The organism is Serratia sp. BNK-10 (genome assembly GCF_047456065.1).
GTDB classification, from domain to species: Bacteria; Pseudomonadota; Gammaproteobacteria; order Enterobacterales; family Enterobacteriaceae; genus Serratia; species Serratia ureilytica.
Genome location: NZ_CP179894.1, coordinates 1,607,200 through 1,633,629 on the forward strand (window position 1 = coordinate 1,607,200; position 26,430 = coordinate 1,633,629).

A 26,430-nucleotide genomic window follows, 5' to 3' on the forward strand; every position below is an offset into this window, starting at 1 on the left:
ACATACTCTTAATTTCCACTTTAGCCAGATAGTTACCGTAGCATTATGCAATTGAATATACCGACTTGGCTTACCCTGTTTCGCGTAGTTCTGATCCCATTCTTTGTGCTGGCGTTTTACCTGCCGTTCAGCTGGGCTCCGATGGTTTGCGCCGTTATCTTTGTGTTTGCCGCTGTCACCGACTGGTTTGACGGTTTCCTGGCGCGCCGCTGGAAACAAACGACGCGCTTCGGGGCGTTTTTGGATCCGGTCGCGGACAAAGTGATGGTGGCGGTAGCGCTGGTGCTGGTGGCGGAGCACTACCACAGCTGGTGGATCACGCTGCCGGCGGCCACCATGATCGCCCGCGAAATCATCATTTCGTCGCTGCGCGAGTGGATGGCGGAAATTGGCAAACGCAGCAGCGTGGCGGTGTCCTGGATCGGCAAAGTGAAGACCATGGCGCAGATGATGTCGCTGGTGGGCTTGCTGTGGCGCCCGGATCGCTCTGTGGAATATGTGGCGATCGGCTTGCTGTATATTGCGGCGGTGCTGACTTTCTGGTCGATGTTCCAATATTTGAACGCGGCGCGTAACGATTTGCTGGAACCGTGATCGATACGCTGCAAAAAGCGGCAAACGATCGTGATGGGCCAACAATTTTATTGACTCATCACGTCAGGTAAGTAGAATGCATCGCATCAGACGACAACGATGAATTGCCGAAAGATAGCAAAGAAATCAGTCAGTTCTGGTAATGCGGGAATAGCTCAGTTGGTAGAGCGCAACCTTGCCAAGGTTGAGGTCGCGAGTTCGAGCCTCGTTTCCCGCTCCAAACATTAGCCTGTTGAATCCCCGTGATTCGGCTGGTAAGGAAAAGGGGCTTCGGCCCCTTTTTCGTTTTCTGCTTCTGCGCCATTCGGCGAAACCTTTCTTCATCTTCCCATATCGATTATTGACTCTCCTCACGTATCTTTCCTGTCGTTGTCATACTGTTGGATGCAGCCGTTAAACGGTGAAACAATAATTTGATACGTCCGGCGGTTCGCCATGCAAGAAGAAAATAATGCGGCGTATGACGCCATCTGAGCACTCAGGCACAGCCATGCATCGCTGTCGCCTCGTCAAATCGCTGGGTTATCGGCAAAGTGAAGCGGTTGGTCGGTCTTTTGAAACCGGGCATAGGAGGATGTATGGAATCTGGTGCTTTAAAGCATCTGATAAGAACGGCGGCGGGATGTGCGCTGTTCTTCGGCCTGGTCGCCCCGCCGTTGGGGGGCGTGCTCATGTTTCTGCTGATGGCGTTCGGCAGCGGTGAGTGGGTGGGAATAAGTCTTCTCGATGCCGGCGACTTGCTGGGCATGGCGGGGTTTATCGGCATTTTTTCTTATGCGCTCGGTTTTTTGCCTGCATGTTTGGCGGGGGCTATTGCCGGTATCGCCCATTCAGGCATTCGCCAATTGCGGTGGTTTCTGCTGTTGTGTGCGGTGGTTTCCGCCATTGCTCCCGGTTTGCTGAATGCCGATCAGCGTATTTTTGGCGCGATCGCGGTCTTACCGGGAATGTTCGCCGGGTTTTTATGGTGGCGTCGAAGATTGCGTGATGCCCCGACCGATGAGGTTTTGCACGATAGCCCTTCGCCATAAGCAAGCGAAAAGCCGGGGAGAGCTATTCCTGTCGAGAAAAAGAACCGTTTTGCCCATGAATTTCTGAGCCGATGCATATAATATCAACATTGCGCTTGCCTTTTCGTTGGCATTGTGAACAGTGCGCCCACAAAATAAGCAGTTGAAAGCGTTAGAGAACTTTTTGCTATTTCGGGGGGTTGCCAAGGTGGGGGGTTTAGTCCATAATGCAGTCCATCGATTCGGCAGTAACGAAATAAATTACTTAAGAATCAGATGATTAGGATAAGCGATTTTATCATCGCAATCCCGAAGAACAAAACGAAGTGGGTGATTCACCGGCTTTGGCCTGAAAAGGCAAAACAGAATAAAGGCGCGTTAACAAAGCGGTTATGTAGCGGATTGCAAATCCGTCCAGTCCGGTTCGACTCCGGAACGCGCCTCCAACTTTCCCGAGCCCGGGTGGTGAAATCGGTAGACACAAGGGATTTAAAATCCCTCGGCTTATGGCTGTGCGGGTTCAAGTCCCGCCCCGGGTACCAGGGAACGAAAATACCGAATAATCAAAGCAATAAGTAGTAATGTCGTAGACCGCCGAGAGGCGGTTTTTTTGTTTCCGCCCCGCGCTTCATAATATCACTTCATAATATTTGCAGGCCTTCTACTGCTCGCCAACGGTAGGCACTACGGCGATCTTCCTTACATACTTAGCGGTCTGTTCCACATTCTTGTGGCCGGTTATCGCCTGGCGGTCATACATGTTGCCTTCAAGATCTGAAACACCTTTAGCCTTCAGATCATGGAAGGTAAAATCGAACTCTAGTTCAGGGAAACGCTCTTTAGCTTCCTGCTTTGCTTTCATCCATCGGCTGTTAAATCCATCTCGGGTGTATTTTGCCCCCGATGGTTGGTGGATGACATAAATGCTGCTCATACCCGGTTTTAGGGGCAATGCTTTAGCCGCAGAGATAGCCGCCTCCAGACGCTTTCCCCATGCCTTAATCTGAGCAACCCCAGTCTTGCTTTGCTGAATGAGGATCCCTTCTTCACCCAGCTGGCTCTTCCTCATGGTCAAAATGTCAGCCTGTCTAGAGCAACAAAGAAAGGCGATTTCCATTGCAATCTGAACTACCGCCGGCGCCACAGAGAAAAGGGCGTTATATTCAGTGTCCGTGACATATCTGGTTCGCGTCTTTTCCTTAAATTGCTTAACACCCTTACATGGGTTCCCCTTTACAAGCCCCCGCTCATATCCCCATCTGAACACCCTGGAAGTAAAAGCCTTTTCTCTATTTGCTTGAGTGCGACTCTTCAATCCTCGCTTGTCCATGTATTTCCTGATGTGCTCAGGCTTGATTGCATCAGGGGCAAGCGCCCCGAACACCGCTAAAACCTTCAGAGAGTATTTTCGGTAGTCTTTCTGCGTTTCCAACGCCAACTCCATGAAGTCGGCTGATTGGAAGAATTGTTGCACAAGAAATGAAAAATCATTTTTCTTCTGCTGATCGTTGATCAGTTCTTCATACGCTGCCCATACCTGTGCCGGCGTTGAGTCGAAGCTACATAAACGAATTGTGCCGCCAAGTTTAGGCTTGAATTCATATGCGGATCTCCCCCGGCATGTGCGCGGGGGCATCCAGTTGTCAGCAGGATTGCTGCGTTTCCGTCCCATTAATCTAAAGCCCCAAAATTAGGTTGAATACCAGCGTCAACCGGAGGTTGATTTCTGAGCGATACTGGGTAATTAAAGTGTCCCCATGTAGTGCTGGGGCGTCCATCTCTGCGAGTGATAAAGAAGATGCCGGCGGTTCTGAGCGCTTCACACTGCTTCGATGCACTTTTGTAACCGGTGATCCGTTCAATATCAGAATCAGAAATGATGTCTTTCTCGTTGTTATCCTGCATAAATCCTCCACACGGTAAGCCCGCCGCATACGGGCGTTATTTCGACTCAAAAAAGGGGGTAATAAACAGCTTGTAATTTATACACTTGGCTTCATAGTTGTACTTACATCACAAAATTTGTTCTTACGATTTGAATTCCATACGTATTCTTTTAGTATTCCTCATGTTGGAAGGTTGGCCGAGTGGCTTAAGGCACCTCATTGATACTGAGGCGTGCGGGTTTAACCCCGCACCGCGGGTTCGAATCCCGCACCTATTAGAGGGGGCGACTTTGTCGTCCCCTTACTTATTAGTAATGTATGGTTCCCTATACAAAACACATTCCAGAATCACAGAACTGCACCAAATCCATCTGTGCGCCTTTGCCACCGCTTGGTTTGAGTGGTGCCTCGACAAGTGGGACGCCGTACTTTGTCAGCCACAACCACGGCCACTTTTTCTGGATCTCCCTTTCATGGTCGCAAGCGCGCTGGAAGTCTTCAGGAAAGCTCTCTTTCATAAACAACCACAGATCGTCATCGCGATTGGGACACATCCAACAAAGAGAAGCTGGCGGTGTTGGCAGGCCGTAATCCTCAACACACTGGATGCACATCTGCTTTGTCAGCATCATGTCGATAAGTGGGTAACGACGTTGCCATTTCCCATCTGTGATCTTCATGCGACGTGCTGCCTCTTCGATGCTGATTCCCATCCACATATCAACACCGCGCTTTGTGAGATATTTTTCGCCGTACTTTTCATTGAGGAATCGCTGAATTACCTCGCGCTTCCACTTGTCACTACAGAACGCGGGCTTCTTGCCAGCGCACCACCCGTCCTTGTCACGTCCGTTCCGCGTGGAGAAGTATCCCGGCAGCGGTTCGTCTTCGTTAGGCCCGACGATGTCGTAAGTCGCGTAAAGACTTTTCGGAACGATGTGATACTCAACGCCAATCTCATCGCACAGCGATTTGATATGCTTTGCTTGGTATGCAAACACATTGCTCGCTTCACGCTCGGTATCCGACATGACAATCACATCAGGCTTTGGTAGCGCTCCTGCATGTATCAGGCAGATAATGGCGTTACTCTGCGTTCCGCCGCCGCTGGAAAGCACATTGAAGCGATCTGGGTTGTGCTTAAACTGGCGACGAGGAATGAAGGATTGCATGAATCTACCCACGCTCCACCTCGCTAGCGCTTTCACCGCCATGGGCGTCGGCGTCTTCCATATCCTTTTCAAACTGACATGTTTTGCACAGTTCATTGCCAGCCCACATATCCTCGCCGCATGCAGGACAACGGTCTAAATCCTCGTCTCTCATCCGCGTGTGTCCTCACATCGATGATCTTCGGGCTCATCTGCCTTGTAATAACCACCGCAGATAGTGCAGCGGACGTGAGGCACCTCGTCATGATTTGTTGTGCCGGTGATGAAGCCTGGCTTCAGTTCATTTGCTGGCATCACTACCTCCATGAATCACTGTGCGAATGCCATTCCATGCCGGGGCGGTTACGACGCCTTCTTCCTGCATGCGTTCGATTAGCCACGCTGCGCGGTTGAAGCCGATGCGGAAATGTCGCTGAATAGCAACGATGCCGATCGATGCGTGCAGGCGAGCAAATTCAACAGCGTCGCTGTAGAGGCGGTCGTCTATTTCGGATGCTTTCACTTTTCCACCTCCACGCGACGAAACTCGATAACCCACACCCAGGGGTTGGCGCGCCAGCTTTCTTCGCCGTAGATGGATTGCCATAACTCACTGAATGCCACCTGGTGCATCATGTGTTCGTGACCAGGGGAAACACCGGCTTTCACGCCTTCAGCCCTGGCATCCTCTTCGCTGATATCGTTCAGGCGCTCCACGCGAACGCCTGTGATTTCCAGCAGGATGCGGGATGCCCAGCGCGGCATGTGGATTGATGGCTTCCAGCAAGAACGCCCACCGTGTCCGTCATTGTCACCCCAGGTAAATTCACCGTCGGCGGCATAGATGGCGTGACCGGAGTAGTAACCATTGCCGAAAGGCATTTCATGAATGGCTGTTGCCGGTCGATCTGGCACCCAATCAATAATCCGCTCGTTCTCGTCAAAATCGTGACTGACAACGCCCCACGTCTCGCGCACCCACAGCCGATCGCCTACCTGTCCGAATGGGCAGGCATCTCCTGCCAGCCCGCCCCAGCCGCCCGCACCGTTCTGCATCTGCTCTTCGATGTGCAGCATCGTTTTAAACGTGTTGCTTGGCCACCAAAGACCGCCGCGATCGCATGGCTCAGGTTGAGGTTTCATAACCCGGCGCGTCTGGGTCTTGCGGCCGTCGAGAATTGCGCGAACCATCTCGCCGTTGAATATTACTGGGCGCTCTTTCATTTGGCCTCCCGCAGCTCGGTGGCGAATTCGCGAACCATTTTTGAGATGGCCTCACGACTGGAAATCTCATCGTAGAAAAACGCCCCCCTCATAATTTGTTCGATTTCCGCGTCGAGTTTGTCAGCCAGCTTCTCCACTCCCTGCGCCTGGATAGCCGCAAGTGCTGCGTCAGTGGCTGGGGTTTCGGAGTTGAACAGCTCGTCATTGGCAATCATTGCCACTACGTCGGCCTGCCCTTTATCGGTAACATCCACATGTTCCAAAATTACGGAAAGCGCGTGCTTAAAGCCTGCATTCTCCACAGCCAGCGCATCGGCTCGTTTCTGCTGCGCATCGCGCTCAGCCTCAAGCGCGCTCACCTTTTGCTGGTGGGCATCAAACCGAACGTATTCACCATGCTCCGCCTCTCTGGCGAACGGCTCAAAGCGAGCCGCGTGCATAGCGTAATCAGGGGTAAACCGTTTGATGGTTGTCATTCGTCGTCTCCCAGCACCCAACGGAGCGCCTGAGCGTAATCACCGCTCGCACCCTCAAGGGCTTTCGTGATTTCTTTTCGGGACTTCATGCGGGGTTTGGCATCGCCAATCACCTGGCGCTGCCGGCGCGCCTTTTCGTGGCCTTTGGTGCCAGCAGTTGCCGCTTCAACCTCTTTCACTTTTTCGCGCTGTTCGTCGGGTGTGAGGTTCGCCAGCTGGCGCGCCTGGGTAACGGTAATGTCGCCAGATTCAACCGCATCTTTAACGGCCTGAGTGGCATCGAGTAGGGCGAGTGTGGCGCGGATCGTCTGCACGCCGACGCCAAACATCAGTGACAAATCTTCTTCATCGTGGCCGCGTTCCAACGCATCGGCCATCTTCTTGGCTCGGCCCAGCGGGGTATCGGAACGCCGAATTTCGTTGGCGCTGATCATTGCTTGGGCCATGCGAACAGCAGACCCGCGTTTTGTTACGGCAGGGACGAATAACAGATCCTTTCCTGCAGCTGCCAATCGTTTGTTTGCCTCTACGGTATGTCGAACGCGCTGACGGCCATCAACCACACAGGACAGGCCTGTTTCAGGATCTTTCCAAACGATGATAGGTTCCAGAACGCCTTGGTCCATGATGTTTAAAACCATCGACTCATCCAGTGGCAAGTGAATGCGCTCATCGTAGAGAGGGTGCGATCTATCAGTTACCAGATGCAGCCTTTCGGGCTCAAAATTGAGCACGTTGGTTTTGCCGCTGGCCCCGTAAGCTTCAGTAGAGTTCTTGGCCATTTAATTACCCCACACTGATTTTCGGCAAAGCGAATCCCTGCCAGAAACTGGCAATTTTCCGCAGATAGAAAATCGGTTTTTAAGAAGGGAGGCCAGACGCCCGCATAGCGCTGGCTCCCGGTTAATTACTCACACATCAGGTGGCGCACCGCGCCGGGTATTTATACTGTGTAGAAATAAATTATGGGCCGACACAGTACGCCACCTGATATGTGAAAAAATAGCGGCCAGCCTATGAACATTATCTTCACCCCTTGTTGGTTGAAGTTCGGCGTGGCCGCCAAAGACTACACACAGCAATCGCATTTTTGCCGGATATCTGCGCTCGCTTTCGCTGCAGTGCCGCCGGCCCGGCGCATTTGGTGTGGTGGCTGGTAAACAACGCCCCCGAAGTTTCCAGCCTTGAACCACATCGGGCTGACCACTCATGGTTAGGATCCGTCACCGCTTCCAGAATTAAGGAGTCGGGGAGTGATCAGCCCGATATGCGCCGGTTACCCGGCGACAACTACTAACAGCCACAGCAACCACCAGAAAACAGAACAACAACCAACGCAATAAACTAAAGACCGCCATCTTCGCTTACTCATCGAACAACCCTCTGCAATGAGCCTGGTTCAGCGAATCATCCCGATCTTTGTGTGCCTAGGGCGGCTACTTCGTACACGTCCAGGCTGTTCGCTGGTGGTGAATTAAATGTAGGATATCTTACATTTTAAGTCAATATCAAATTGTAGGTAATCTTACATTGTGGTTTGAGTGAATGTTGGGCTGGTGGAATCAAAGGGAACGCAGTAGGAGGGATAGGGAGTGGGGGGCACAAAAAACCCGGCACAGAGGCCGGGTAATCGATGCATTGTTGAGTAGGGTAAAGCTACTATTCAACCTTCTTATGATCTGTCATTATCAGCGTTTTTTTGTCCTGCCAATATGAGCTTAATATCATTTATCCCACTGTTTGTAGTAGCAAAACCACTATCTACCTTACTTTCAAGCTTATCGACTCTTGCAGAAACCTCTGACTTGCTTGTGTTGATAACAGTAGTCAATTCCTGACGCGAAGAGTTTATTTTGTCATTGATTGAATTGGATATGGTCCAAGAAGCTGTCACCGCGATAGCTACGATGCCCAACAATGAAACGCCAATTCCAATCCACATTTGTGTATGTGTAACTAATTTGCTGGTCATGTCATCTCCTCTTTGAGGTACATCTATACCAGCAGTATAGAACCGCGGCGATGCATCAAAGTTGTGTGATGGTACATACCTATTCTGAGAATGCAATGGGCGATTTCTGTATGGTGCCTGGGCAAAAATCTGAAAATCGTCTAAGGTCTGAGCCTTGACATACTCACCCTCCCGATGTTTCATCCCCATCCACCTTATCTTGCTTTACATAGTTTTTTTCTTTGATATTTTTTTCAACTGTTTTGTAGTTAAAAAGATGCATAAATCCACAATTCTGGCATTGCATCATTAGCAGATCCAAGCTGCGACTTCTGAAGAAACCCGCTTTTGCCTTCCCTTCCACGGGGAGGAAGGTGCCTGGTAATGTTGGCAATACAAGTGCTTTGCTTTCATCCGCTTCTGTAACCTCACTAGGTGTATGCAATTTCCACTGTTCTTCATGGCAAATTGGACAAACCTGTTCACCTTTTAAGGTGTTGAGATAATTAGCGAACGCGTCAAAATCAACCATGTCACAATTTTTATCGCTCATCAAAATCCCACTTACTTTACACAGTAAATCAAACTAACACTTTGTTAACTAAAGGAATCATTTAAATTTTCATTATCAACGTGCCGCGATGCCTTTAGTATACCCGCTACATATTCAATCTTATGAACCTGAACTTTAGTCAAGGTTATGGGGCGATGATCTTGATTGATACTGGTGAATTGATACTCGCCCTCGCGAGTATAGTTTAACACTTTTATCATGTTGTGTCCGTCACTGGTACGCACAAACACTTCATCACCTGGGTGGGTAGCGGTACTTGGCTCAATCAGCACGAATTCGCCTGACTGTATTCTTGGCCACATGCTGTCACCTCTGACACGAAGGCCATAAGCATTAGGGTCATCGCTATAAATCTTAAGCCAACCACCACGGTACTCGACCATGTCGATCATGCCATCAACTCCTAAAACGGCATCACCAACTACAGGGACAAGCCCTGGTCGAACCTTGCCTACATATGTGATGTTTTCGTCAATATCGCCACCTTCAAGAAGCCAATTTGGATTGCAGTTTAGGGCAGCAGCTAATGCCTGGAGGTTCTCACCACCAGGTTTATAGTCGCCTGACTCCCAGCCAGTGACGGTGACACGATTGACCCCTATGCGCTTGGCTAAGGTGTCCTGAGTTAGCTTTAACTCTTTGCGTCTTGATCGAATTCGGTCATTCATTTCCATGTAGGTAATCCTACCATCTAGCAATGTAGGATTCCTTGACTATGAAATGTAAGATATCCTACTATCCAAGTGTTCCATTCCCTTACCAAAGAGTAAGCCATGAAAAAAGATGATGTTATTTCGTACTTCGATGGGGTGGGTAAAACAGCCAAGGCATTAGGGCTGTCGCATGCCTCCGTATCGGGCTGGGGGAAAATTATTCCCAAAGGTCGAGCATTCGAGATCCAGGTTCTTACTGGTGGTGAATTAAAAGTTGATCTCTCTCTTTACAAAAAGTCTACCGCGCCAACGGCTTAACCAAAACCACAGAAGCGGAGAAACCTTGTGGACAACAAAGACTTTCCGACCCAGGACGACATTAGCGAAGCGATGCACAAGCTGATCACGTTGTTCCCCGGCAAGTACAGCGCGATGGCGCAGCAGTTAGATCCAGTCTCCGGTACCGAGAACGCATTGCGTAACCGGGTCCGCCAGGTGTCTGGTCAAGTCGTGCCGCTGGGTATGGCAGCTGAAATGGAGTCGATCTCTGGTCGTAGCGATATCACTGAAGCAATGTGCAAACGGGCTGGTGGCGTTTTCGTGAAGCTACCGGAGATTGAGCAGGTGGATAACGAAGAGTTGCTGGTGAAGTTCAACGAACTGATGTCGGCGCTGGGACTGTTTGCCAAGGCACATAACGAATTTACAGCTGATGGGGTATTGGACAGCGACGAGAGCAAAAAACTGAAAGCGAAGGGTTACCGGATCCAATCGCTGGTGGCTGAGATTTACGCGGTGACAGTGATGATGTTTGGAGAGGGTGACGCCCAGGATATGCGGTCCCGGGCGTCGAGTGCATCAATTAAACGTGTGGAGTAATTAACGCATGAACAGATTAGCAGATAGTCGGCTGCGTGGGCAATTTCGGTGTGTGGCTTCAAGCTGTTCAAAGCCGCTCATGCCGTTGCGTTATGTGATGAGAATACCGGGCGGGTGGATGCCTGTCACCCACAGCGCGTTGCAGGAAGTTGTGGATCGTTTCAAGTATTTGGCACTGCCGGCGCCGGGAGCTGCTGCATGAGCATGAACCTGATGGCTCAAGCAATGAGCATAAAGGTTGGCAATCCCCTGCGTAAGCTGGTGCTGATTAAGATGGCTGATAACGCCAATGATGAAGGCGAATGCTGGCCGTCCTATCAGCACATTGCTGACCATTGCGAGTGCAGCAAGAGCGCCGTGAAGGCTCATATCACTGCACTGATAAAAATGGGGCTGCTCTCGAAAGAGAACCGCCTGGGCGTTAATAACGGAAAGGGCAACACATCAAACATTTACCAACTGACACTTGGTAACCCTGTGTCGCTAGAAAACACAGCCCCTATGTCACGTAAAAGCACAGCCCCTATGCCGCCAAAAAACACAGGTGGGTCAGGAGAAAGCATAGGTGAGTCGTCAGAAAACACAGCCCCTGTGTCATCTGGTGGCCTCCCCTGTGGCAGCTCGTGGCACCAGAACCAGTCATTAGAACCTAAAGACAAAAAACCTTCTTGTCCGGTCGCTCCGCAACCCGACGAATCATGCGATGAGAAGTTTTTATCTCGGCACCCTGCAGCGGCGGTATTCAGTGCCAAGAAAAAAATCTGGGGTAGTGCTGAAGACCTGCAGTGCGCGGAGTGGATCCGCTCTCGCATTGTGAAACTGTACGAGCAAGCTGCAGAAAGTGATGGAGAGGTGGCAAGACCTAAGGAGCCTAACTGGGCGGACTGGGCAAACGAAATTCGCTTGATGTGCTCGCAGGACGGCCGCACACACAAGCAGATCTGCGAGCTATTTGCGAAGGCAAACCGGGATCCATTCTGGTGCAAGAACATCCTGAGCCCGTCAAAGCTGCGTGAGAAGTGGGACGACTTGACGCTGAAACTTAGCGTTAACCCTGCCTCAGCGGCTGGTGGTCATTGGAACACTGCTGAAGCATGGGAGAACACCCTATGAATAAATTCATGAGCGCTGTCCAAAATCGCGACGGTAACGCACTGGCGCGGATGATGCCGGCAGAACCGCAGGCGCGAGTGGTCAACGGGAACGCTGAAAAATTGGTTGATCTGCTGTTCGTCAATCTCATGCAAGTCTTTCCCGCTGCTAAGCAAACAGCGCTTAGCACGCCTGCAGAAGTCGCAGCCTCAAAACGTCAGTGGATCCTGGCATTCGCGGAGAATGGGATCACCTCCGTTGAGCAGCTGCAGGCTGGCATGCGCATGGCCCGTCAGCAAGAAAGCGACTTCTGGCCGAGCTGTGGGAAGTTTATTGGCTGGTGTAAGGCTGGCGCCGCCGAGAATGCGGGCCTGCCATCCGTTGATGAGGTTGAAGCGGAGTTCAAGCGCTACAGCGCGAATCGCGGTCAGCATGCCCGGCCTGAAGATTTCAACTGGTCGGCGCCGGTTATGTACTGGATTGTGATCGACGTTCGCCATCTGATGCTTCAGAACAACTACACCGAAAGCGAGATCCGCAAGTCAATTCAGCAGCATCTCAATCGATGGGCTAAACGGCTGGCCAAGGGCGAACGAGTGCCAACCCCTGCACCACAAATCACCCACAAGCAATACATCCCGGCGCCGTCAGAGCTAATCGACAAAGACGGCAAATTTCAGCGCAAAGGTGAAGAGCTGCTGGCGCGCATCCGCTCGAAGCGAGAGGGAAATCACTCATGAAGAAATTAACGATCCCGGTAGAAGCATTAGAAAGCGATCGCATCAACAAGGGCATTCGTCGATTGGTTCGCGAAGGTTTTCTGAAAGACAACCCGGATAGCCAGATTTGCCGCGTTCGAAATGCCGCAGCAGGGGCAACGTGGCGCACATTGCGTGACCTTGAACGGCTGGTGGTGGAGATGTACGGGGTTTACGACACGCATGCTGGAGTATGGCTGGATGACAGCCAGATTAAGCGCATAGAGGCGGAGTGGGGACCGGTTACGAAAGGCGGGAAAGTGGAACTGAGATTCAGCGAGGTGATGCAATGCGCTGCCTGTTGAAACCTATCATCATCAGCGGGCTCGGCCAGGTGATATTGAAACCAGGTGCTGATCTGATGTCTTTGTTCGGTGATCGGGTTATGGTGACTAGGGTTCCGCCTGAATTCCGCGAGATGCCATCTGGCACGCTGCCGGCAGTAGAACAGCAATTGGCAACTGATCCACGCTTCCGATCGTTCTTCATGCATGAGCGAGTTTTAAGCGCTGCTGGTGGGTCTGCTGCTATGCGCGATTGGTTAGCCCGTGGTTTTGAATGCCAGTGCGCCAGCACCGATGGGTATCACGACAAGAACGTCAGCGTGATGGAATACGGCGACCATAGCATCAGGATGTGCTGGCATCACCAGCACAAATACCGTGAGCAGACGAGCCCGATGCTGAATAAGCTGGCAGGGCAGAATGTGGCTGATTTTGTTGTATACCGCGCCCGCGCGCACTTCATGTTTGACGAATCCCACCAGCTGACGTTGCCTGAGCTTTGCTGGTGGGCTTGGGTCAAAGAGGTTATCGATCTGATCCCTGAAGAGGTAGCCGCTGCATCACTGCGTGTGGCGCCGCACAGCGTGCCTGCTGGGATTAAGAAAGAATCAGATATCGAGCATACGCCGGCGGCACGCCAGATTGTTGCCGAGAAAGCCAAAAAAGCGGCCAAAACGTTAGTTATCGATCCTGCGCCACCAAAGGCGTTATTCAAGATTCCAAAGCGTGAGCGATGGACCAGTGAGAAGTTTACCCGTTGGGTTAAGTCTCAGCCATGCGCATGCTGCGGAGCACCCTCGGACGACCCCCATCACATCATTGGCCACGGGCAGGGTGGCATGGGAACCAAGGCGCACGATTTTTTTACCATTCCACTTTGCCGTAAACACCATGATGAATTGCATCGTGACATGTCACGGTGGGAAGAAGAGCACGGCAATCAAATCGAACTGTGGTTCAGATTCATTGACCATTCGTTATCAGTCGGTGCTATTTCATAGTTTTTGATAATGAAGTATTCTACTCATAAAAAATTACTCAGGATCGTGTAATTATGTCATTAGTTTACAGCTCAATATTTATACTTTGTTTTGTTTATTCATTGCTTGTTTATTTTGGTGCTGGTCCGTTCGAAGGGTGGAGGCCGGAGGAAATAGGTCAGTTTGGTGATTCTTGGGGAGTACTGACTTCTATTTTCTCAGCTTTTGCATTTGCAGCGGTAATTCACAATAATTTTGATCAGAAAAAGACGATTGAAAGCACTCGTGAATTTGCTAACAAGCAAATGGATTTCATGAATACGCAAACAAATCACCTTGACAACCAAACTGCTTTTTTGAAAAATCAAAATGAATTCTTAAGGGTTCAAAAAATAGAGTCAAGTCTTTTTCAACTGTTATCTTTACTTCAAAGTATAATTTCTGATATTGATGTTGTTGGTCAGAACAGCAGGAGTGGTCGAGATTGTTTTAAATTTTTCTATAATGAGTTTAGGACGGAGTACAGAAAATCGATATTAAATGGTAGAAATAAAATTGTATTGAGTGAAAAAGAAATAATTTTCTTTAAAGATAATATTTCATTAGTGTATTCTAGGTTCTATGTGCAAAAACAGCAAGATCTTGGACATTACTTTAGATTCTTATTTAACATCTTTAAGTTTATAGATGATGCAGAATTAAGCGATCTTGAAAAAAAGAAATATTCGAATATTGTAAGAGCTCAGCTCTCAAACTATGAGTTAGGGTTGCTTTTTTATAACTGTATATATAAGGAGGGCAGGAAGTTTGAAATCTATGCGAAAAGATTTGAATTATTTGATAATATGCCTAATGGGATGTATTTAGAAAAAAACCACTCACAACTTATTAATCATTAAGAAATTTACGAATAATCTTTATATCAAAGTGTGGAGTAATAGGTGAACTGGCATGCGGGCCAGACGCCTGGAGAAAAAGTATGAGAGATATTCAGGAAGTGTTAGAGCGTTGGGGCGGTTGGGCCTCTGGTTACAACAGCGGAGTGGACTACTCACCGGTTGCGGCAGGGTTTAAAGGGTTATTGCCCCAGACAGGTAAATCACGCCTGTCGTGTTGTGATGATGACGGACTGGTCATTGAAGGATGCATGGCTCAGCTGAAGCGCCGTCGCCCGGATGAATATCAACTGGTAGTCCTGCACTACATCTTCAACATGCAAAAGCGCGCTATAGCCAGGGCGTTCAAAAAGGACGAGAAGCTGATCAGGATAGGGTTGCAGATGGGGGAAAACTTCATAGAAGGGTGCTTGTCGATGTTGGATATCCGTTTGGAGATGGACCCGGAAACAGAACGTGAAAATATTTATGATAAAACGCTAACGCGGTCCGCAAATTGTGTTTTAGTCTGATAAGAGTGGTTACGCAGTGACGTAGCTTATCAACTTTCAAGACCTCGCTTCGGCGGGGTTTTGTCGTTTTTTAGCCCCTTGTCAAAACAGTCAACCACAATGCATGCACACACTTTATCAAAGTGACTTCTGAGGGAAGGGAGCCATAAGGGGGCATGCATACTGTGAGTTTTGATGATGATTTCGCGGATGAAAACTCCAAAATGTCTACTTTGTTCGGAAGTTTACCTAAACATTCAATATACGAAGTGGCATAAAAGCGTGACAGGAAGTATGAGGAGGTTATTTTAAAGTTGTTGTGCGCGCAACGAAAAGACCAATTTATGAATTCACGCATAAGGAAATATGCTATGAAAAATTTGTCGATTTTAGTTGTACTATCTTCATGCCTCTTACTCCCTCTAACCGCTTCTGCAGCTGCTGGCACATGCTATAGCGCAAAGAACTGCTCTGGAAAAGTTTTAAGCCATCGAGACGCGCATAACTGCAAGGTCAAGGACAAGGGTAAATCTTGGCGCAGTGATATCACTGGCAAGTGTACCAATCTGTAATCCAGCGAGTAATACTATACATAGGCAGTGACCACTAAAAGCTGATTACAAGTCGAGTAATAACAGGGCTGCACCTCGGTGTAGCCTTTTTGCATTTCAGCCCCAGCCAACGGACGACACACACGGCCCCCTCTTACCGGCAGCGTTTACGGCTGGTGGCTGAACCCTACCCATAACCCGAAGCCGGGAAAGAGCCCCGGAAGGGGGAGGTTATGAAAATGCCCTGGAAGAACGAACCCAACATCCTATCAATGCTGATTGCGTTCGGTATGACCCTGCTGGGAGCCATTGCCAGTTACTCATTCAAGGTGCTGAACGGCGAGGCCTTTAGTTGGCGCACGCTGTTTCTGCAGCTATTCGTTTCTATCTTCGCCGGGTTAACTATGGTGATGATCGCCCTGCATTACGACTGGCCTTCGGAGGTAATGGGCGGCGTGTGCGGCATGGCTGGTTGGTCTGGTGCGTCGCTGATTAAGGCGCTGGAACGTCGATTCCTGAATAAAGCGAGCGATAGCAATGAATATCAGTAAAGACGGCATTGAGCTGATTAAGCGCTTTGAAGGCCTGCGGCTGAAAGCCTATCAGGATTCGGTTGGCGTCTGGACGGTTGGTTACGGATGGACGCAGCCAGTTGACGGTAAGAAAGTCGGCCCCGGAATGCAGATTGATCAGACCACTGCCGACCGGTTGTTGAAATGCGGCGTTGTGCAGTATGAGCAGGGCGTTAATCAGTTGGTGAAGGCGCGCATCACTCAGGGACAATTCGATGCGCTGGTGAGCTTTGCGTATAACCTCGGCTTGCGGTCGCTGAGCACATCCACGCTTCTGAAAAAGCTGAATGCTGGCGACAAGCAAGGCGCCGCCGACGAGTTCGGTAAGTGGGTAAATGCTGGCGGGAAACGTCTGGATGGTCTGGTTGCACGCCGTGCAGCAGAGCGCGAGATGTTTTTATCATGAAATGGCCGTTACCGCATTGGCAGGCCGCTATCGTGGCCGTGGTGCTCTGCCTGCTGGCGTATTTCGCTATCAGTAATCAGGCGCTGCGCCACGAACGCGACAAATTGCAAACGGCCAACAGCCAGCTATCTGGCCAGCTCGACTGGCAGAACAGCACACAGCGCGCGGTGGCCGCCATCGACGAGCACCGCACCAAGGAGCTAAACGATGCCAAGAATCAGATTGATGATCTGCAGCGCGCTGTTGCCGCTGGCACTAGCAAGCTGCAGCTCGCCGCCACGTGCCCAACCAGCGGCGCCGCCGGCGTGGCTGATGCAACCGGCCCCCGACTTACTGACGCCGCTCAACGGGATTATTTTCGTCTCAGAGAGCGAATCGAAATAGCCAATAAGCAGATCGCCGGATTGCAGGATTACATCAATCAGGTTTGCCTCAGATAGCATTACAGGTGGCATTCACTGAGTGCCATCGATAATGCTTTATTTACAAACTGTGTGTAGTTACTCTGAGCTTCCCACTGTATAAGGAACTCACTATGATTTACTCAAACGTAAAAACTCACTATATATCGTGTGATACAAACACACGGCTTGTTCGTTATGATGTAATTGAAATAAATAGTGACGTTTTTTTAGTTAAAGTCATTGAAGAACAAAACAAGGGGATTGCAGATCCTAAAGTTCTTGTTCTTGTGGATGAGTTTGAAATTACTCGCAGCGGCTACAAAGAGCGTTATGGTATCGGTGGTTTTCAAACAGCAATCAAGTTTAATATGCCTCCATCCTTCGAAGGGGCGATCTTGCATTATCTGCAAGAGCACAGAGATAAACTAGATTAAAATACGGCCGCCCTCGGGCGGTTTTTTTTCCATCACAGAGTGGCTTTCCGAAGCTGCTGCGTGATGAAGAATTCTCCCGACAAGGAATAAGACTGTGAACCCTGCTGGAGGTGATCACGTCTTGGCAGCCGGAAAGACGGAAGTGGCGAGGCAACTCCGAGAGGTGTGGCTGATGCTGCGGTTATTTCTGGATGGGGAAGTAGTATTGGATGAGATGGAAAATGGCTTGCGTTAAAGGTGTTAGCAGCACGAAAAATGCCGCTGCCGCCTGATAAAACTCGGGTGATAGGTGCATATGATAAGGCTCCAATGGATGGCTAGTACGTTATGTTGTCTATTGGTGTAACGAATCAGCTTTTCTGAACGGCTGCGCTGATTATCAATTGTGTCGGCTATTGCCTATAGTCAGGGTTTATCCGCTGTGAAGCGCTCTACCTATAGTGAGTGATTAATTCTTACATGCAGTTCCAGGCTGGCGTATCATCCTCTGAACCAGGAGGATTTCATGTCATACAACCTCGGCAATTTGCCAAAAGAAGAAATGGACAAGGTTAACGTAGACCTTGCGGCGTCAGGTGTGGCGTACAAAGAGCGCATGAACATGCCGATCGTTCCGGCTCAGGTGGAGACGGAACAGCCTGAACACCTACGCGAGCTATTCCGCGAGCGCCTGCAGTACTACCGGAGCCAGAGCCACAAATTCCCAGGGCCAAACGACCCGCGATACCAGCAGATGGCTGAGGCCAACGGCAAGAAATGACAGAACCCGCTCCGGCGGGTTTTTTTATGCCTGCGAGCAAGGAAAATGCAAAAGGTACTCCCGAGGGGGTACCCCAGCCACGGGGCGGCGACCTCGCGGAAAACGGCTAGTTTTTGAATTTTCATGCTGTCAGCAGCAGGTGTGATAACTATTTGATATATAGAAATAAAAACGTAATTCAGGTGACAAAGTCGAAATGGTACTGTCATCTGACCAGCTTGCAACCCTTTGAGTTAACGAAATAAATCGTGACTTCACCTGACAACGTGAGGTGTCAATGTCCAACATCAGCAATCTGGGGGACGCCTACAACTGGAGCGTAGCGAAGATTGCTGAAGCTTTTGGGCTGAACCGCGGCACGGTGCGAAAGCGGCTGCTTGAGGCTAATACGCCGATCGCCGGCACGGTGAAAGGCAACCCTGTTTATGCCCTTAAAGACGTGGGGCCAGTGTTGTTTGGCGCGCCCGAGCCCGCCGATATTGAAGATCTTCAGAATCCGAACAAGATGGGGCCGAAAGACCGCAAGGACTGGTACCAGTCGGAAAATGAACGAATCAAGCTTGAGGAGTCGCTTAAACAGCTGCTCCCGGCATCAGAGGCACACCGGGAAATGGCGTTAGTGGTTAAGGCCATTTCGCAGGTGCTTGATACCTGGCCAGATAAGCTGGAGCGTGACCGGGGTTGGCGCCCGGATCAGATAGCTGAAGCTCAGGCGGCCATAGATGAAATGCGGGAAATGTTGGCAGCGGAAGTCGTGACAGTGGAGGAGGGAGACGATGATAACTAACTGTTACGCATCGGCCAGCGCCCTGCGTCGTGAAGTGGCCACATTACTAAAACCGCCGCGGCGCATGCCGGTGGCGCAGGCTGTTGCTAAATATATGAAGGTTCCAATGGGCGCCGGGATTTCACTTCCATGGGATGCGACTCTCACCCCGTATATTATTGAGCCGATGAACTGCCTGGCATCGCGCGGGTATGATGCTGTGGTCTTTGTCGGCCCCGCGCGGACAGGGAAAACATTAGGGCTTATTGACGGTTGGATCGTCTATACCATCGTCTGCGATCCGGCTGATTTTCTGCTTATTCAGATGACCGAAGAAAAAGCCCGTGAGCACTCCAAAAAGCGCCTCGACAGGACGTTTCGTGTCAGCAAGGAAGTAGCCAAGCGTCTTAGTCCCCGAACCAACGACAACAACGTTCACGATAAAACATTCCGTGCAGGCAACTATCTGAAGATAGGGTGGCCATCGGTCAACATCATGTCATCCTCGGATTATAAGTTTGTAGCCCTGACGGACTATGACCGCTGGCCAGATGATATTGATGGAGAAGGGGATGGCTTCTCATTGGCATCGAAGCGAACTACCACGTTTATGTCATCAGGCATGACACTGGTGGAAAGTTCCCCTGGTCGAGAGATCTCCAATAGTAAATGGCGGCCGAGTTCGCTGCATGAAGCGCCGCCGACAACCGGTATCTTGTCGCTGTATAATCGTGGCGATCGGCGACGCTGGTATTGGCCGTGCCCACATTGTGGTGAATTCTTCCAGCCAGTGAAAGCGAACATGACAGGGTTTCGCGAGCATACCGATCCGGTCGTGGCCAGCGAAGCAGCCTATATGGAATGCCCCCACTGTGCCGGGCGGATAACCGCAAATCAAAAGCGTGAACTGAATGGCCGCGGTGTGTGGCTGAAAGATGAGGAGAAAATCAGGGCAAATGGTGAACGTTATGGCGAGCCGCGGCGATCGCGCATCGCCTCCTTCTGGATGGAAGGGCCGGCGGCGGCGTATCAAACCTGGGCACAGTTGGTTTATAAGCTGCTGACGGCTGAGCAAGACTTTGAAGCCAATGGCAGCGAGGAAACGCTGAAGGCGATCATCAATACCGACTGGGGCTTGCCTTATCTGCCGCAGTCAGCAACCGAACAGCGAAAATCGGATGCATTGATGGCACGGGCGGAGCCTGTCACGAAGCGCGCGGTTCCCGAAGGGGTACGCTTCCTTGTGGCAACGGTGGATGTTCAGGGCGGGAAAAATCGTCGTTTTGTCGTGCAGGTCATGGGATATGGCGCTCATGGCGAGCGCTGGCTGGTGGATCGCTACAACATCAGGCAGTCGATGCGTTTTGATAAGAACGGCGAAAGCCTGCCGGTTGATCCGGCCGCCTATCTTGAAGACTGGGACTTATTGCGTACGGATGTACTCGATAAATGCTGGCCGTTGGATAAAGACCCCAGCGTAAAAATGCCAGTGCTGGCCATGGCTGTTGACTCCGGCGGTGAGGACGGTGTAACGGGTAATGCGTACGAATTCTGGCGCAAATGCCGCCGGAATGGGGTGCAGAAGAGAGTTTATCTCTTCAAGGGTGACAGCCAGGCACGCAGCAAGCTGATCAGTAAAACATTCCCCGATAATACAGAACGTTCAAACCGGCGCGCGCACGCACGTGGGGATGTGCCGCTTTATCTTCTGCAAACCAACGTGTTGAAAGACCGGATTAATAACGCGCTGCTGCGTGGTACGCCGGGGGCTAACTTTGTACATTTCCCCGACTGGATCGGCGAATGGTTTTATGACGAGCTGACGTACGAAGAGCGTAGTCCAGATGGAAAGTGGAAGAAGCCGGGCCGCGGTGCCAACGAAGCATTCGACTTGATGGTTTACGCGCAGGCGCTGGTGATCTTGCGAGGTTACGAGAAGATCAAATGGGAGAAGCCGCCACCGTGGGCAAAACCATTTGAAATGATTGAGCCCCGAACTCCCTCACATAAACCGGTCTCTCTTGCCTCATCGGAAAGAATCATCAAACAAAAGGACATTGCAGCACCTGAAGGTAAATATTCAGCGTGGGCACCCATAAACTCGTCCGGAGGATGGTTGTAATCTAGTAGATATTAATTTATGTCTACTAGATTACTGGAGTCCTTTAGCTAATCTTTTTTCTATTTATCATTGGGCTGGGGAGGTTTATTTGATGTGAATTTGTCAAGAATTGCTCTCCCGATCTCATTTGTTTGTGTAACTATTGAGTTTATGTGCCCTATTTCAGCCTGATGCGTTTTTTTATCTACTAAATTTATTGGAGAACGAAGAACTACTTTTAATATCTCTGAAAGATAACTCGTTGTTTTTTCATTATCTGAATTGGACAGTTCATCTTTAAATGAAATTAATGTTTCAGAAAGTAGTTTTTTATGGGCATAATCTTCACATATATTATTTTGCTTTATGTATTGCATAGCACAAAATGCAAAGAAACCTAATACAACTGGCAATATAGATAGTCTTGCTATAAACATCATGATAGCAGGTGTGGTTGAGTTTTGAAATATCTTATAATCGAAGGTGTACATTTCGTAAAGCATCGCTCCAACGAAAGCAAGACTTAATATCGCAGATATTGATGAGGCTAATGCCCAACGATCCCTTGTTTTCTTTGCGATTAAATATGCACTTTTAAATGATCTTGATAATCTAAATGTGCCGGTTAATGTCATGGCTATTTTTGCATTTTCAATTAACTCTTGAGATTGTGTAATTCCGCTAGTTAGATCCCTTTCAATGGAACTTATTCTTTTCTCCTTGGCCAATAGAGAGTTTACTTTGTTTTCTGATGACAAAATAAAAGAGCTAAGATCTTTTGTTATAATCTCATTTTTGTCCTGCAATGACTTTAAGGAAAGAGATGCTGTATTTAATGTGCTTTTAACACTATCTATACTTGCATAGGCAGCTTCACTTTTCATTAGTATGTTGTCAATGTGGGCAAATTTTTCATTAGCTGATTCTATATCTTTCCTTAAACTATCAACTAAGCGAAGAGCTTCATTGCTCACCCCCTTGGCATCCTTTGTTAAGATACCTACATTCTTTAGTTGTATCTCGGAGTTTTTTATTAAGTCATTAATTATAACAGTTCTTTCATCCATGTCCTTGTTGAAGGAGGCTATTTTTTCATCAATACTGGATGTAACTATAAAGGAGTGCGCTATTCTATAAATTGGGATTAGTTTATCAATTGATGTTTCCAGAAGGTCAATTTCTACTACTGTACTAACATCGTTAACTATCATGTCAGTAGTTTCATACAATCTCGTGATAATTCTTATATATCTTTCACTTTCTACTCTTGAATAGTCATTTGGAAAGGAAATTGGATCATGTTTGCTAATGCCACTCATTATTCTTTTTGCTCTAAAGGCAATTTCAATAATTCTTGGTTTTAATAATTCCATGTCGAAATTGAAGTTTTTATTGTTTTTGATTCTCTTATCTATGATTGTGTTGAAGTTGCTAATAGTGGAACTATATATTTTTTTATATTCTTCAGGAGTCATAAAATGCCCATGTGTTACTTGAAGTTAAATTTTAAAAGGATCAGGTTGCTGTTAAATTGATTTCTTGATTATTAAGTATACCATGGGCGCGCATTTTTTTACAATAATTAAAGTGGTGCATGTAAGTGCGTTGTTTTTATTATTAATCGATAAAAAATCATGATGCGTGTAAACATATTTGTTAATAAATAACCAGCAAATTATTGCATGTGTTTATTATGTTTTGAAGTGAATTACTCAGCCGGGATAAGTGAATTCACATCGCTTCTACATATTAATTCCTACAGGAGGTTGATTATGAATCAGGCCGATATCGAAAACATGATCCAGGGCTACGTGGCTGCGGAAAAGGCGGTTCTGGAGGGGAAGTCGATCACGTTTAACGGCCAATCAATGACGATGGAAAGCCTGTCAGAAATCCGCAAAGGGCGGGCGTACTGGGAGCGAAGGCTAAGCGATCTGATCGCATCGCGCCGCGGGCGGCCGATGTACAAAGTGGCGAGGTTCCCATGAGTTTTATCGATGATGTGATCGGCATTCTCTCGCCGGCATGGAAAGCTGGTCGGTTGCAGGCTCGCTATAAGATTGCTGCCTATGAGGCGGTAATGCCGACTCGAACCCATAAGGCACGCAGAGAAAACCGTAACGCTAATCAGTTGACGCAGTTTGGTGGCCGCTCTTTGCGAGAGCAGGCGCGCTGGCTGGATAACAACCACGATCTGGTGATTGGCTTACTGGACAAGATGGAGGAACGCATTGTTGGTGCGCGCGGGATCATCGTTGAGCCTCAGCCACTGCTGCGAACTGGCGAGGTAGCGGATGATCTGGCCAAGGATATTCGAGCCGCATGGGCGGAGTGGTCTGTGGCGCCGGAAGTCACTGGGCAATATACCCGCCCGGTAATGGAGCGGTTGTTGGCACGCACCTGGCTGCGTGACGGCGAGGTGTTCTGTCAGATGGTTCAGGGAAAAGTGGCCGGGTTGACCCCGCAGGCCGGCGTGCCGTTTTGGCTGGAAGCCCTGGAGCCTGATTTTGTGCCCCTGGACAGCAATGACAGTGGGGCAGGGCTTTGTCAGGGGATTTTCCTTAATAACTGGGGCCGGCCCCAAAAATATCAGGTTTACAAATCTCTGATCACGTCGGGCATTGCCCTGGGAAATGTCAAAGAGATCGCAGCAGAGAACATGCTGCACCTGAAATTTGTGCGTCGCTTGCACCAGGTCAGGGGTAACAGCTTGCTTTCCGGGATCCTTATCCGACTCAGTGCGCTGAAGGATTACGAGGATGCTGAATTGACCGCAGCCCGTATTGCCGCTGCGCTTGGCATGTACGTAAAAAAAGGCGATGGGCAGTCATACGATGGGGATAACTCGCCTGATGATGCTCGTGAAATGGATATCGTCCCTGGCATGCTCTTTGATGGGCTTCAGCCGGGTGAAGAAATCGGCATGATCAAGTCGGATCGTCCTAATCCCAACCTTGAAAACTTCCGTAATGGTCAGTTACGGGCAGTATCTGCCGGTAGCCGTGGCAGCTACTCCAGCATCGCGCGTGACTATAACGGCACCTATTCCTCCCAACGCCAAGAGCTGGTGGAGTCATTCGAGGGTTACAACATCCTGCAAGATTCGTTTGTGGCCGCGATATCTCGTCCGAATTACCGAAACTGGCTGCAGATGGCGATCACCTCTGGCGTGATAAAAACCCCGGCTGATCTCGATCAGAAATCGCTGTTTAACGCTGTGTATAGCGGCCCGGTGATGCCGTGGATTGACCCGCTGAAAGAGGCTAATGGCTGGAAAGTTCAGGTGAGAGGTGGCGCTGCCACTGAAAGTGATTGGATCCGTTCTCGCGGCGCCAATCCGGCAGAGGTGAAACGCCGGCGCAAAGCTGAAATTGACGAAAACAACAAGCTGGGGCTGGTGTTTGATACCGATCCCGCCAACGACAAAGGAGGCACCAGTGCCGAAGCAACGAAACAGGGCGAGTCATCGTCCCAAAGCGAACGCCGGAACAAATAACTCTTGGTTTCGCATGCAGGCCAAAGCTAACAGCTCTGCCGATATCTACATCTATGACGAGATCGGCTACTGGGGGATCACGGCCAGGCAGTTTGTTAATGATTTGCAGGCACTGGGTGACATTACCCAGATTAACCTGCATATCAACTCTCCGGGCGGCGATGTTTTTGACGGCATCGCCATTTTTAATGCCCTGCGCAATCATGGCGCTGCGATCACTGTACATATTGACGGCCTGGCGGCTTCCATGGCGTCAGTGATCGCGATGGTTGGCAATCCCGTCATCATGCCGGAAAACACCATGATGATGATCCATAAGCCATGGGGCTTCGCCGGCGGCGACGCCAATGACATGCGGGACTATGCAGATTTGCTGGATAAGGTCGAGAACGTGTTGATCCCGGCCTATGTCGCTAAAACAGGAAAGTCGGCGGATGAAATCGCCGCCATGCTTGACGATGAAACCTGGATGGATGGCAAAGAATGCCTCGCTTTAGGTTTTGCTGATCAGGTCACCCCCTCTCTGCAGGCCATGGCCTGTATTCATTCCAAACGCATTGAGGATTTTGAAAAAATGCCAAATGATATCCGTAACCTGATCACCCCGCCGCGTAACAGCACGACTCCTGCACCGCAGCCGAAGCCACAACCAGCCCCGACGGCACCGGACAATACTCTGGATGCTGCTGCAATTCGCGCGCAGGTGGTGGCAGAACAAAAGGCCCGGGTGACCGACATTAATAACCTGTTTGCCATGTTCGGCGGCAAGCATCAGGAACTTCAGGCCAGCTGCATCGCTGATCTGGATTGCACCGTCTCTGCGGCAAAAGACAAGCTGCTGGAAATGCTGGGTAAAGATACGACCCCATCAGACAAAACCGCGATCGGCGCACAAGCGCATATCGGTAACGGTAACATTGTTGGTGATGGTGTTCGTCAGGTGTTGATGGCCCGCGCCGGCTATGAAAAACGTGACAACAGCAATGCCTATAACGGTATGACACTGCGAGAACTGGCCCGAATGTCCCTGACTGAGCGTGGCATCGGTGTCGCAGCATATAACCCAATGCAAATGGTCGGTCTGGCGCTTACGCACAGCACGTCTGACTTCGGCAACATTCTGCTGGATGTGGCGAACAAGTCGCTTCTGCTGGGATGGGATGAAGCTGATGAAACTTTCGAAGAATGGACGAAGAAAGGCCAACTGTCCGACTTTAAAACTGCAACACGCGTGGGGTTGGGGGGCTTCCCGTCGCTTCGCCAGGTACGGGAGGGGGCAGAATACAAGTACGTCACCACAGGCGATCGCGGTGAAAAAATTGCACTGGCAACCTACGGTGAAATTTTCTCTATTACCCGCCAGGCCATCATCAACGACGACCTCAACCAACTAACGGATGTACCGATGAAGATGGGCCGGGCGGCGAAAGCGACGATTGGCGATCTGGTCTATGCCGTGCTGGTCGATAACAAAGTCATGTCGGACGGTAAAAAGCTGTTCAGTGCCGACCACAAAAACATGACTTCTGGCGCCATTGACGTCGGTAACCTGGATAAAGCCCGTCAGCTGATGCGGACACAGAAAGAACCGACTACCGGCCGTTCGTTGAATATTCGTCCTGCATTCTTGCTGGTACCGACCGCTTTGGAAACGATCGCCAACCAGACCATCAAGTCATCCAGCGTGAAAGGGGCAGATATCAATGCCGGCATTAATAACCCGATCCAAAACTTTGCCTCTGTGATTGGTGAGCCGCGCCTCGATGATGCTGATCCGTTGGCCTGGTATCTGGCTTCAGCCAAGGGCAGTGACACCATTGAGGTTGCTTACCTCAATGGTGTCGATACGCCGTACATCGACCAGATGGAAGGCTTTGAAACCGATGGTATTGCGACCAAGGTGCGCATTGACGCCGGTGTTGCTCCGATCGATCACCGTGGCCTGACGTATTCGTCCGGCAAATAAGCCAACCGCGCAATCATTATGGCCCTGACGGGCTTTTTTTATACCTGAAATTCGGCCCCTCTGGGGCCGTATGGA

At 49.8% G+C, this 26,430-nt stretch carries 31 protein-coding genes and 4 tRNA genes; 24 read left to right on the forward strand and 11 right to left on the reverse strand.

The window, feature by feature from the left end; genetic code table 11:
• Positions 1-45: 45 nt before the first annotated feature.
• From pgsA to ACMGG9_RS07750, 5 genes are all read left to right on the forward strand, one after another.
• Entirely contained in the window at positions 46-594 is a 549-nt protein-coding gene (gene pgsA / locus ACMGG9_RS07730) for a CDP-diacylglycerol--glycerol-3-phosphate 3-phosphatidyltransferase (RefSeq protein WP_033642639.1), read from the forward strand.
• A gap of 144 nt (positions 595-738) precedes the next feature.
• Positions 739-814 (forward strand) — tRNA-Gly (locus tag ACMGG9_RS07735).
• A 358-nt stretch (positions 815-1,172) separates the two neighbouring features.
• Positions 1,173-1,625, forward strand: a complete 453-nt coding sequence (locus tag ACMGG9_RS07740) for a hypothetical protein (protein ID WP_047026313.1) — start codon at positions 1,173-1,175, stop codon at positions 1,623-1,625.
• Between the two features lie 351 nt (positions 1,626-1,976).
• Positions 1,977-2,050, forward strand: a tRNA-Cys gene (locus tag ACMGG9_RS07745).
• A gap of 10 nt (positions 2,051-2,060) precedes the next feature.
• Positions 2,061-2,146 (forward strand) — tRNA-Leu (locus ACMGG9_RS07750).
• Between the two features lie 119 nt (positions 2,147-2,265).
• Here ACMGG9_RS07750 and ACMGG9_RS07755 read toward each other — a convergent pair.
• Positions 2,266-3,276: a tyrosine-type recombinase/integrase gene (locus ACMGG9_RS07755; protein ID WP_414162018.1), complete on the reverse strand. Its 1,011-nt coding sequence runs from the start codon at positions 3,274-3,276 to the stop codon at positions 2,266-2,268.
• Positions 3,276-3,509: a DUF4224 domain-containing protein gene (locus ACMGG9_RS07760; RefSeq protein WP_071998119.1), complete on the reverse strand. Its 234-nt coding sequence runs from the start codon at positions 3,507-3,509 to the stop codon at positions 3,276-3,278. The genes ACMGG9_RS07755 and ACMGG9_RS07760 overlap by 1 nt, the downstream gene beginning before the upstream one ends.
• A gap of 167 nt (positions 3,510-3,676) precedes the next feature.
• On the opposite strand from ACMGG9_RS07760, the gene ACMGG9_RS07765 reads away from it, so the two are divergent.
• Positions 3,677-3,769: transfer RNA gene (locus tag ACMGG9_RS07765), tRNA-Ile, on the forward strand.
• A 47-nt stretch (positions 3,770-3,816) separates the two neighbouring features.
• On the opposite strand, the gene ACMGG9_RS07770 is transcribed toward ACMGG9_RS07765, so the two are convergent.
• The 8 genes from ACMGG9_RS07770 to ACMGG9_RS07805 all read right to left on the reverse strand — a co-directional run bounded on the left by ACMGG9_RS07770 (position 3,817) and on the right by ACMGG9_RS07805 (position 9,540).
• Entirely contained in the window at positions 3,817-4,662 is an 846-nt protein-coding gene (locus ACMGG9_RS07770; RefSeq protein ID WP_414162019.1) for a hypothetical protein, read from the reverse strand.
• A 280-nt stretch (positions 4,663-4,942) separates the two neighbouring features.
• Positions 4,943-5,164, reverse strand: coding sequence for a DNA translocase FtsK (locus ACMGG9_RS07775; protein ID WP_414162020.1), 222 nt, complete (start codon positions 5,162-5,164; stop codon positions 4,943-4,945).
• Positions 5,161-5,865, reverse strand: coding sequence for a hypothetical protein (locus tag ACMGG9_RS07780; protein WP_414162021.1), 705 nt, complete (start codon positions 5,863-5,865; stop codon positions 5,161-5,163). The genes ACMGG9_RS07775 and ACMGG9_RS07780 overlap by 4 nt, the downstream gene beginning before the upstream one ends.
• Complete coding sequence (locus ACMGG9_RS07785) at positions 5,862-6,341, reverse strand: hypothetical protein (protein ID WP_414162022.1); 480 nt, start codon at positions 6,339-6,341, stop codon at positions 5,862-5,864. Before ACMGG9_RS07785 ends, ACMGG9_RS07780 begins: the two co-directional genes overlap by 4 nt.
• Positions 6,338-7,123 carry a ParB/RepB/Spo0J family partition protein gene (locus ACMGG9_RS07790; RefSeq protein ID WP_414162023.1) on the reverse strand — a complete coding sequence of 262 codons (786 nt, stop codon included), beginning with the start codon at positions 7,121-7,123 and terminating at the stop codon, positions 6,338-6,340. The genes ACMGG9_RS07785 and ACMGG9_RS07790 overlap by 4 nt, the downstream gene beginning before the upstream one ends.
• An 890-nt stretch (positions 7,124-8,013) precedes the next feature.
• On the reverse strand, positions 8,014-8,313 hold the full coding sequence (locus tag ACMGG9_RS07795; protein WP_251683256.1) for a hypothetical protein: 300 nt from the start codon (positions 8,311-8,313) through the stop codon (positions 8,014-8,016).
• 163 nt (positions 8,314-8,476) lie between these two features.
• The gene (locus tag ACMGG9_RS07800) at positions 8,477-8,845 is read right to left on the reverse strand and encodes a hypothetical protein (protein ID WP_251683258.1); all 369 of its coding nucleotides are present in this window, start codon (positions 8,843-8,845) and stop codon (positions 8,477-8,479) included.
• A gap of 44 nt (positions 8,846-8,889) precedes the next feature.
• Positions 8,890-9,540 carry a helix-turn-helix domain-containing protein gene (locus ACMGG9_RS07805; RefSeq protein WP_414162024.1) on the reverse strand — a complete coding sequence of 217 codons (651 nt, stop codon included), beginning with the start codon at positions 9,538-9,540 and terminating at the stop codon, positions 8,890-8,892.
• 99 nt (positions 9,541-9,639) lie between these two features.
• Between ACMGG9_RS07805 and ACMGG9_RS07810 the strand changes: the two genes are divergently transcribed.
• The 15 genes from ACMGG9_RS07810 to ACMGG9_RS07880 all read left to right on the forward strand — a co-directional run bounded on the left by ACMGG9_RS07810 (position 9,640) and on the right by ACMGG9_RS07880 (position 20,914).
• Positions 9,640-9,837 carry a Cro/CI family transcriptional regulator gene (locus ACMGG9_RS07810; protein ID WP_033637966.1) on the forward strand — a complete coding sequence of 66 codons (198 nt, stop codon included), beginning with the start codon at positions 9,640-9,642 and terminating at the stop codon, positions 9,835-9,837.
• Between the two features lie 27 nt (positions 9,838-9,864).
• On the forward strand, positions 9,865-10,398 hold the full coding sequence (locus ACMGG9_RS07815) for a YmfL family putative regulatory protein (RefSeq protein ID WP_414162025.1): 534 nt from the start codon (positions 9,865-9,867) through the stop codon (positions 10,396-10,398).
• 198 nt (positions 10,399-10,596) lie between these two features.
• On the forward strand, positions 10,597-11,511 hold the full coding sequence (locus ACMGG9_RS07820; protein WP_414162026.1) for a helix-turn-helix domain-containing protein: 915 nt from the start codon (positions 10,597-10,599) through the stop codon (positions 11,509-11,511).
• Positions 11,508-12,230 carry a replication protein P gene (locus ACMGG9_RS07825; RefSeq protein WP_414162027.1) on the forward strand — a complete coding sequence of 241 codons (723 nt, stop codon included), beginning with the start codon at positions 11,508-11,510 and terminating at the stop codon, positions 12,228-12,230. Before ACMGG9_RS07820 ends, ACMGG9_RS07825 begins: the two co-directional genes overlap by 4 nt.
• Positions 12,227-12,553 (forward strand): hypothetical protein, encoded by a 327-nt coding sequence (locus tag ACMGG9_RS07830; protein ID WP_414162028.1) that lies wholly within the window; start codon positions 12,227-12,229, stop codon positions 12,551-12,553. The genes ACMGG9_RS07825 and ACMGG9_RS07830 overlap by 4 nt, the downstream gene beginning before the upstream one ends.
• Entirely contained in the window at positions 12,538-13,533 is a 996-nt protein-coding gene (locus tag ACMGG9_RS07835; protein WP_414162029.1) for a DUF968 domain-containing protein, read from the forward strand. The genes ACMGG9_RS07830 and ACMGG9_RS07835 overlap by 16 nt, the downstream gene beginning before the upstream one ends.
• A 53-nt stretch (positions 13,534-13,586) precedes the next feature.
• Positions 13,587-14,411: a putative phage abortive infection protein gene (locus ACMGG9_RS07840; RefSeq protein WP_414162030.1), complete on the forward strand. Its 825-nt coding sequence runs from the start codon at positions 13,587-13,589 to the stop codon at positions 14,409-14,411.
• An 80-nt stretch (positions 14,412-14,491) separates the two neighbouring features.
• On the forward strand, positions 14,492-14,920 hold the full coding sequence (locus ACMGG9_RS07845; RefSeq protein WP_414162031.1) for an antiterminator Q family protein: 429 nt from the start codon (positions 14,492-14,494) through the stop codon (positions 14,918-14,920).
• 763 nt (positions 14,921-15,683) lie between these two features.
• Positions 15,684-16,001 carry a phage holin family protein gene (locus ACMGG9_RS07850; protein ID WP_049193441.1) on the forward strand — a complete coding sequence of 106 codons (318 nt, stop codon included), beginning with the start codon at positions 15,684-15,686 and terminating at the stop codon, positions 15,999-16,001.
• Entirely contained in the window at positions 15,988-16,428 is a 441-nt protein-coding gene (locus ACMGG9_RS07855; protein ID WP_414162032.1) for a lysozyme, read from the forward strand. The genes ACMGG9_RS07850 and ACMGG9_RS07855 overlap by 14 nt, the downstream gene beginning before the upstream one ends.
• Positions 16,425-16,868, forward strand: coding sequence for a lysis protein (locus ACMGG9_RS07860; RefSeq protein WP_414162033.1), 444 nt, complete (start codon positions 16,425-16,427; stop codon positions 16,866-16,868). The genes ACMGG9_RS07855 and ACMGG9_RS07860 overlap by 4 nt, the downstream gene beginning before the upstream one ends.
• Before the next feature lie 95 nt (positions 16,869-16,963).
• Positions 16,964-17,266 carry a hypothetical protein gene (locus tag ACMGG9_RS07865; RefSeq protein WP_414162034.1) on the forward strand — a complete coding sequence of 101 codons (303 nt, stop codon included), beginning with the start codon at positions 16,964-16,966 and terminating at the stop codon, positions 17,264-17,266.
• Positions 17,267-17,771: 505 nt separating this feature from the next.
• Complete coding sequence (locus ACMGG9_RS07870; protein ID WP_414162035.1) at positions 17,772-18,026, forward strand: DNA polymerase III subunit theta; 255 nt, start codon at positions 17,772-17,774, stop codon at positions 18,024-18,026.
• 277 nt (positions 18,027-18,303) lie between these two features.
• A complete protein-coding gene (locus tag ACMGG9_RS07875; protein WP_308342760.1) occupies positions 18,304-18,813 on the forward strand; it encodes a DUF1441 family protein in 510 nt (169 codons plus the stop codon).
• Positions 18,803-20,914: a phage terminase large subunit family protein gene (locus tag ACMGG9_RS07880; protein WP_414162036.1), complete on the forward strand. Its 2,112-nt coding sequence runs from the start codon at positions 18,803-18,805 to the stop codon at positions 20,912-20,914. The genes ACMGG9_RS07875 and ACMGG9_RS07880 overlap by 11 nt, the downstream gene beginning before the upstream one ends.
• Before the next feature lie 59 nt (positions 20,915-20,973).
• Here the strand turns inward: ACMGG9_RS07880 and ACMGG9_RS07885 are convergent, their stop codons facing one another.
• Positions 20,974-22,368: a hypothetical protein gene (locus tag ACMGG9_RS07885; protein WP_414162037.1), complete on the reverse strand. Its 1,395-nt coding sequence runs from the start codon at positions 22,366-22,368 to the stop codon at positions 20,974-20,976.
• A gap of 297 nt (positions 22,369-22,665) precedes the next feature.
• Here ACMGG9_RS07885 and ACMGG9_RS07890 point away from each other — a divergent pair, with 297 nt between their 5' ends.
• Genes ACMGG9_RS07890 through ACMGG9_RS07900 form a run of 3 tightly spaced genes read left to right on the forward strand, consistent with a single transcriptional unit; the run spans position 22,666 to position 26,355 of the window.
• Positions 22,666-22,881 carry a hypothetical protein gene (locus ACMGG9_RS07890; protein WP_033646499.1) on the forward strand — a complete coding sequence of 72 codons (216 nt, stop codon included), beginning with the start codon at positions 22,666-22,668 and terminating at the stop codon, positions 22,879-22,881.
• Positions 22,878-24,389 (forward strand): phage portal protein, encoded by a 1,512-nt coding sequence (locus ACMGG9_RS07895; protein ID WP_414162038.1) that lies wholly within the window; start codon positions 22,878-22,880, stop codon positions 24,387-24,389. The genes ACMGG9_RS07890 and ACMGG9_RS07895 overlap by 4 nt, the downstream gene beginning before the upstream one ends.
• Positions 24,331-26,355, forward strand: coding sequence for a ClpP-like prohead protease/major capsid protein fusion protein (locus tag ACMGG9_RS07900; protein WP_414162039.1), 2,025 nt, complete (start codon positions 24,331-24,333; stop codon positions 26,353-26,355). Before ACMGG9_RS07895 ends, ACMGG9_RS07900 begins: the two co-directional genes overlap by 59 nt.
• Positions 26,356-26,430 lie beyond the last annotated feature (75 nt).

Excerpts from the sequence above, each read along its gene's own strand:
- pgsA (WP_033642639.1), top strand. The coding sequence starts at position 46 with ATGCAATTGAATATACCGACTTGGCTTACCCTGTTTCGCGTAGTTCTG.
- ACMGG9_RS07740 (WP_047026313.1), top strand. The coding sequence starts at position 1,173 with ATGGAATCTGGTGCTTTAAAGCATCTGATAAGAACGGCGGCGGGATGT.
- ACMGG9_RS07755 (WP_414162018.1), bottom strand. The coding sequence starts at position 3,276 with ATGGGACGGAAACGCAGCAATCCTGCTGACAACTGGATGCCCCCGCGC.
- ACMGG9_RS07760 (WP_071998119.1), bottom strand. The coding sequence starts at position 3,509 with ATGCAGGATAACAACGAGAAAGACATCATTTCTGATTCTGATATTGAA.
- ACMGG9_RS07770 (WP_414162019.1), bottom strand. The coding sequence starts at position 4,662 with ATGCAATCCTTCATTCCTCGTCGCCAGTTTAAGCACAACCCAGATCGC.
- ACMGG9_RS07780 (WP_414162021.1), bottom strand. The coding sequence starts at position 5,865 with ATGAAAGAGCGCCCAGTAATATTCAACGGCGAGATGGTTCGCGCAATT.
- ACMGG9_RS07785 (WP_414162022.1), bottom strand. The coding sequence starts at position 6,341 with ATGACAACCATCAAACGGTTTACCCCTGATTACGCTATGCACGCGGCT.
- ACMGG9_RS07790 (WP_414162023.1), bottom strand. The coding sequence starts at position 7,123 with ATGGCCAAGAACTCTACTGAAGCTTACGGGGCCAGCGGCAAAACCAAC.
- ACMGG9_RS07795 (WP_251683256.1), bottom strand. The coding sequence starts at position 8,313 with ATGACCAGCAAATTAGTTACACATACACAAATGTGGATTGGAATTGGC.
- ACMGG9_RS07800 (WP_251683258.1), bottom strand. The coding sequence starts at position 8,845 with ATGAGCGATAAAAATTGTGACATGGTTGATTTTGACGCGTTCGCTAAT.
- ACMGG9_RS07805 (WP_414162024.1), bottom strand. The coding sequence starts at position 9,540 with ATGGAAATGAATGACCGAATTCGATCAAGACGCAAAGAGTTAAAGCTA.
- ACMGG9_RS07810 (WP_033637966.1), top strand. The coding sequence starts at position 9,640 with ATGAAAAAAGATGATGTTATTTCGTACTTCGATGGGGTGGGTAAAACA.
- ACMGG9_RS07820 (WP_414162026.1), top strand. The coding sequence starts at position 10,597 with ATGAGCATGAACCTGATGGCTCAAGCAATGAGCATAAAGGTTGGCAAT.
- ACMGG9_RS07825 (WP_414162027.1), top strand. The coding sequence starts at position 11,508 with ATGAATAAATTCATGAGCGCTGTCCAAAATCGCGACGGTAACGCACTG.
- ACMGG9_RS07830 (WP_414162028.1), top strand. The coding sequence starts at position 12,227 with ATGAAGAAATTAACGATCCCGGTAGAAGCATTAGAAAGCGATCGCATC.
- ACMGG9_RS07835 (WP_414162029.1), top strand. The coding sequence starts at position 12,538 with ATGCGCTGCCTGTTGAAACCTATCATCATCAGCGGGCTCGGCCAGGTG.
- ACMGG9_RS07840 (WP_414162030.1), top strand. The coding sequence starts at position 13,587 with ATGTCATTAGTTTACAGCTCAATATTTATACTTTGTTTTGTTTATTCA.
- ACMGG9_RS07845 (WP_414162031.1), top strand. The coding sequence starts at position 14,492 with ATGAGAGATATTCAGGAAGTGTTAGAGCGTTGGGGCGGTTGGGCCTCT.
- ACMGG9_RS07850 (WP_049193441.1), top strand. The coding sequence starts at position 15,684 with ATGAAAATGCCCTGGAAGAACGAACCCAACATCCTATCAATGCTGATT.
- ACMGG9_RS07855 (WP_414162032.1), top strand. The coding sequence starts at position 15,988 with ATGAATATCAGTAAAGACGGCATTGAGCTGATTAAGCGCTTTGAAGGC.
- ACMGG9_RS07860 (WP_414162033.1), top strand. The coding sequence starts at position 16,425 with ATGAAATGGCCGTTACCGCATTGGCAGGCCGCTATCGTGGCCGTGGTG.
- ACMGG9_RS07865 (WP_414162034.1), top strand. The coding sequence starts at position 16,964 with ATGATTTACTCAAACGTAAAAACTCACTATATATCGTGTGATACAAAC.
- ACMGG9_RS07870 (WP_414162035.1), top strand. The coding sequence starts at position 17,772 with ATGTCATACAACCTCGGCAATTTGCCAAAAGAAGAAATGGACAAGGTT.
- ACMGG9_RS07875 (WP_308342760.1), top strand. The coding sequence starts at position 18,304 with ATGTCCAACATCAGCAATCTGGGGGACGCCTACAACTGGAGCGTAGCG.
- ACMGG9_RS07880 (WP_414162036.1), top strand. The coding sequence starts at position 18,803 with ATGATAACTAACTGTTACGCATCGGCCAGCGCCCTGCGTCGTGAAGTG.
- ACMGG9_RS07885 (WP_414162037.1), bottom strand. The coding sequence starts at position 22,368 with ATGACTCCTGAAGAATATAAAAAAATATATAGTTCCACTATTAGCAAC.
- ACMGG9_RS07890 (WP_033646499.1), top strand. The coding sequence starts at position 22,666 with ATGAATCAGGCCGATATCGAAAACATGATCCAGGGCTACGTGGCTGCG.
- ACMGG9_RS07895 (WP_414162038.1), top strand. The coding sequence starts at position 22,878 with ATGAGTTTTATCGATGATGTGATCGGCATTCTCTCGCCGGCATGGAAA.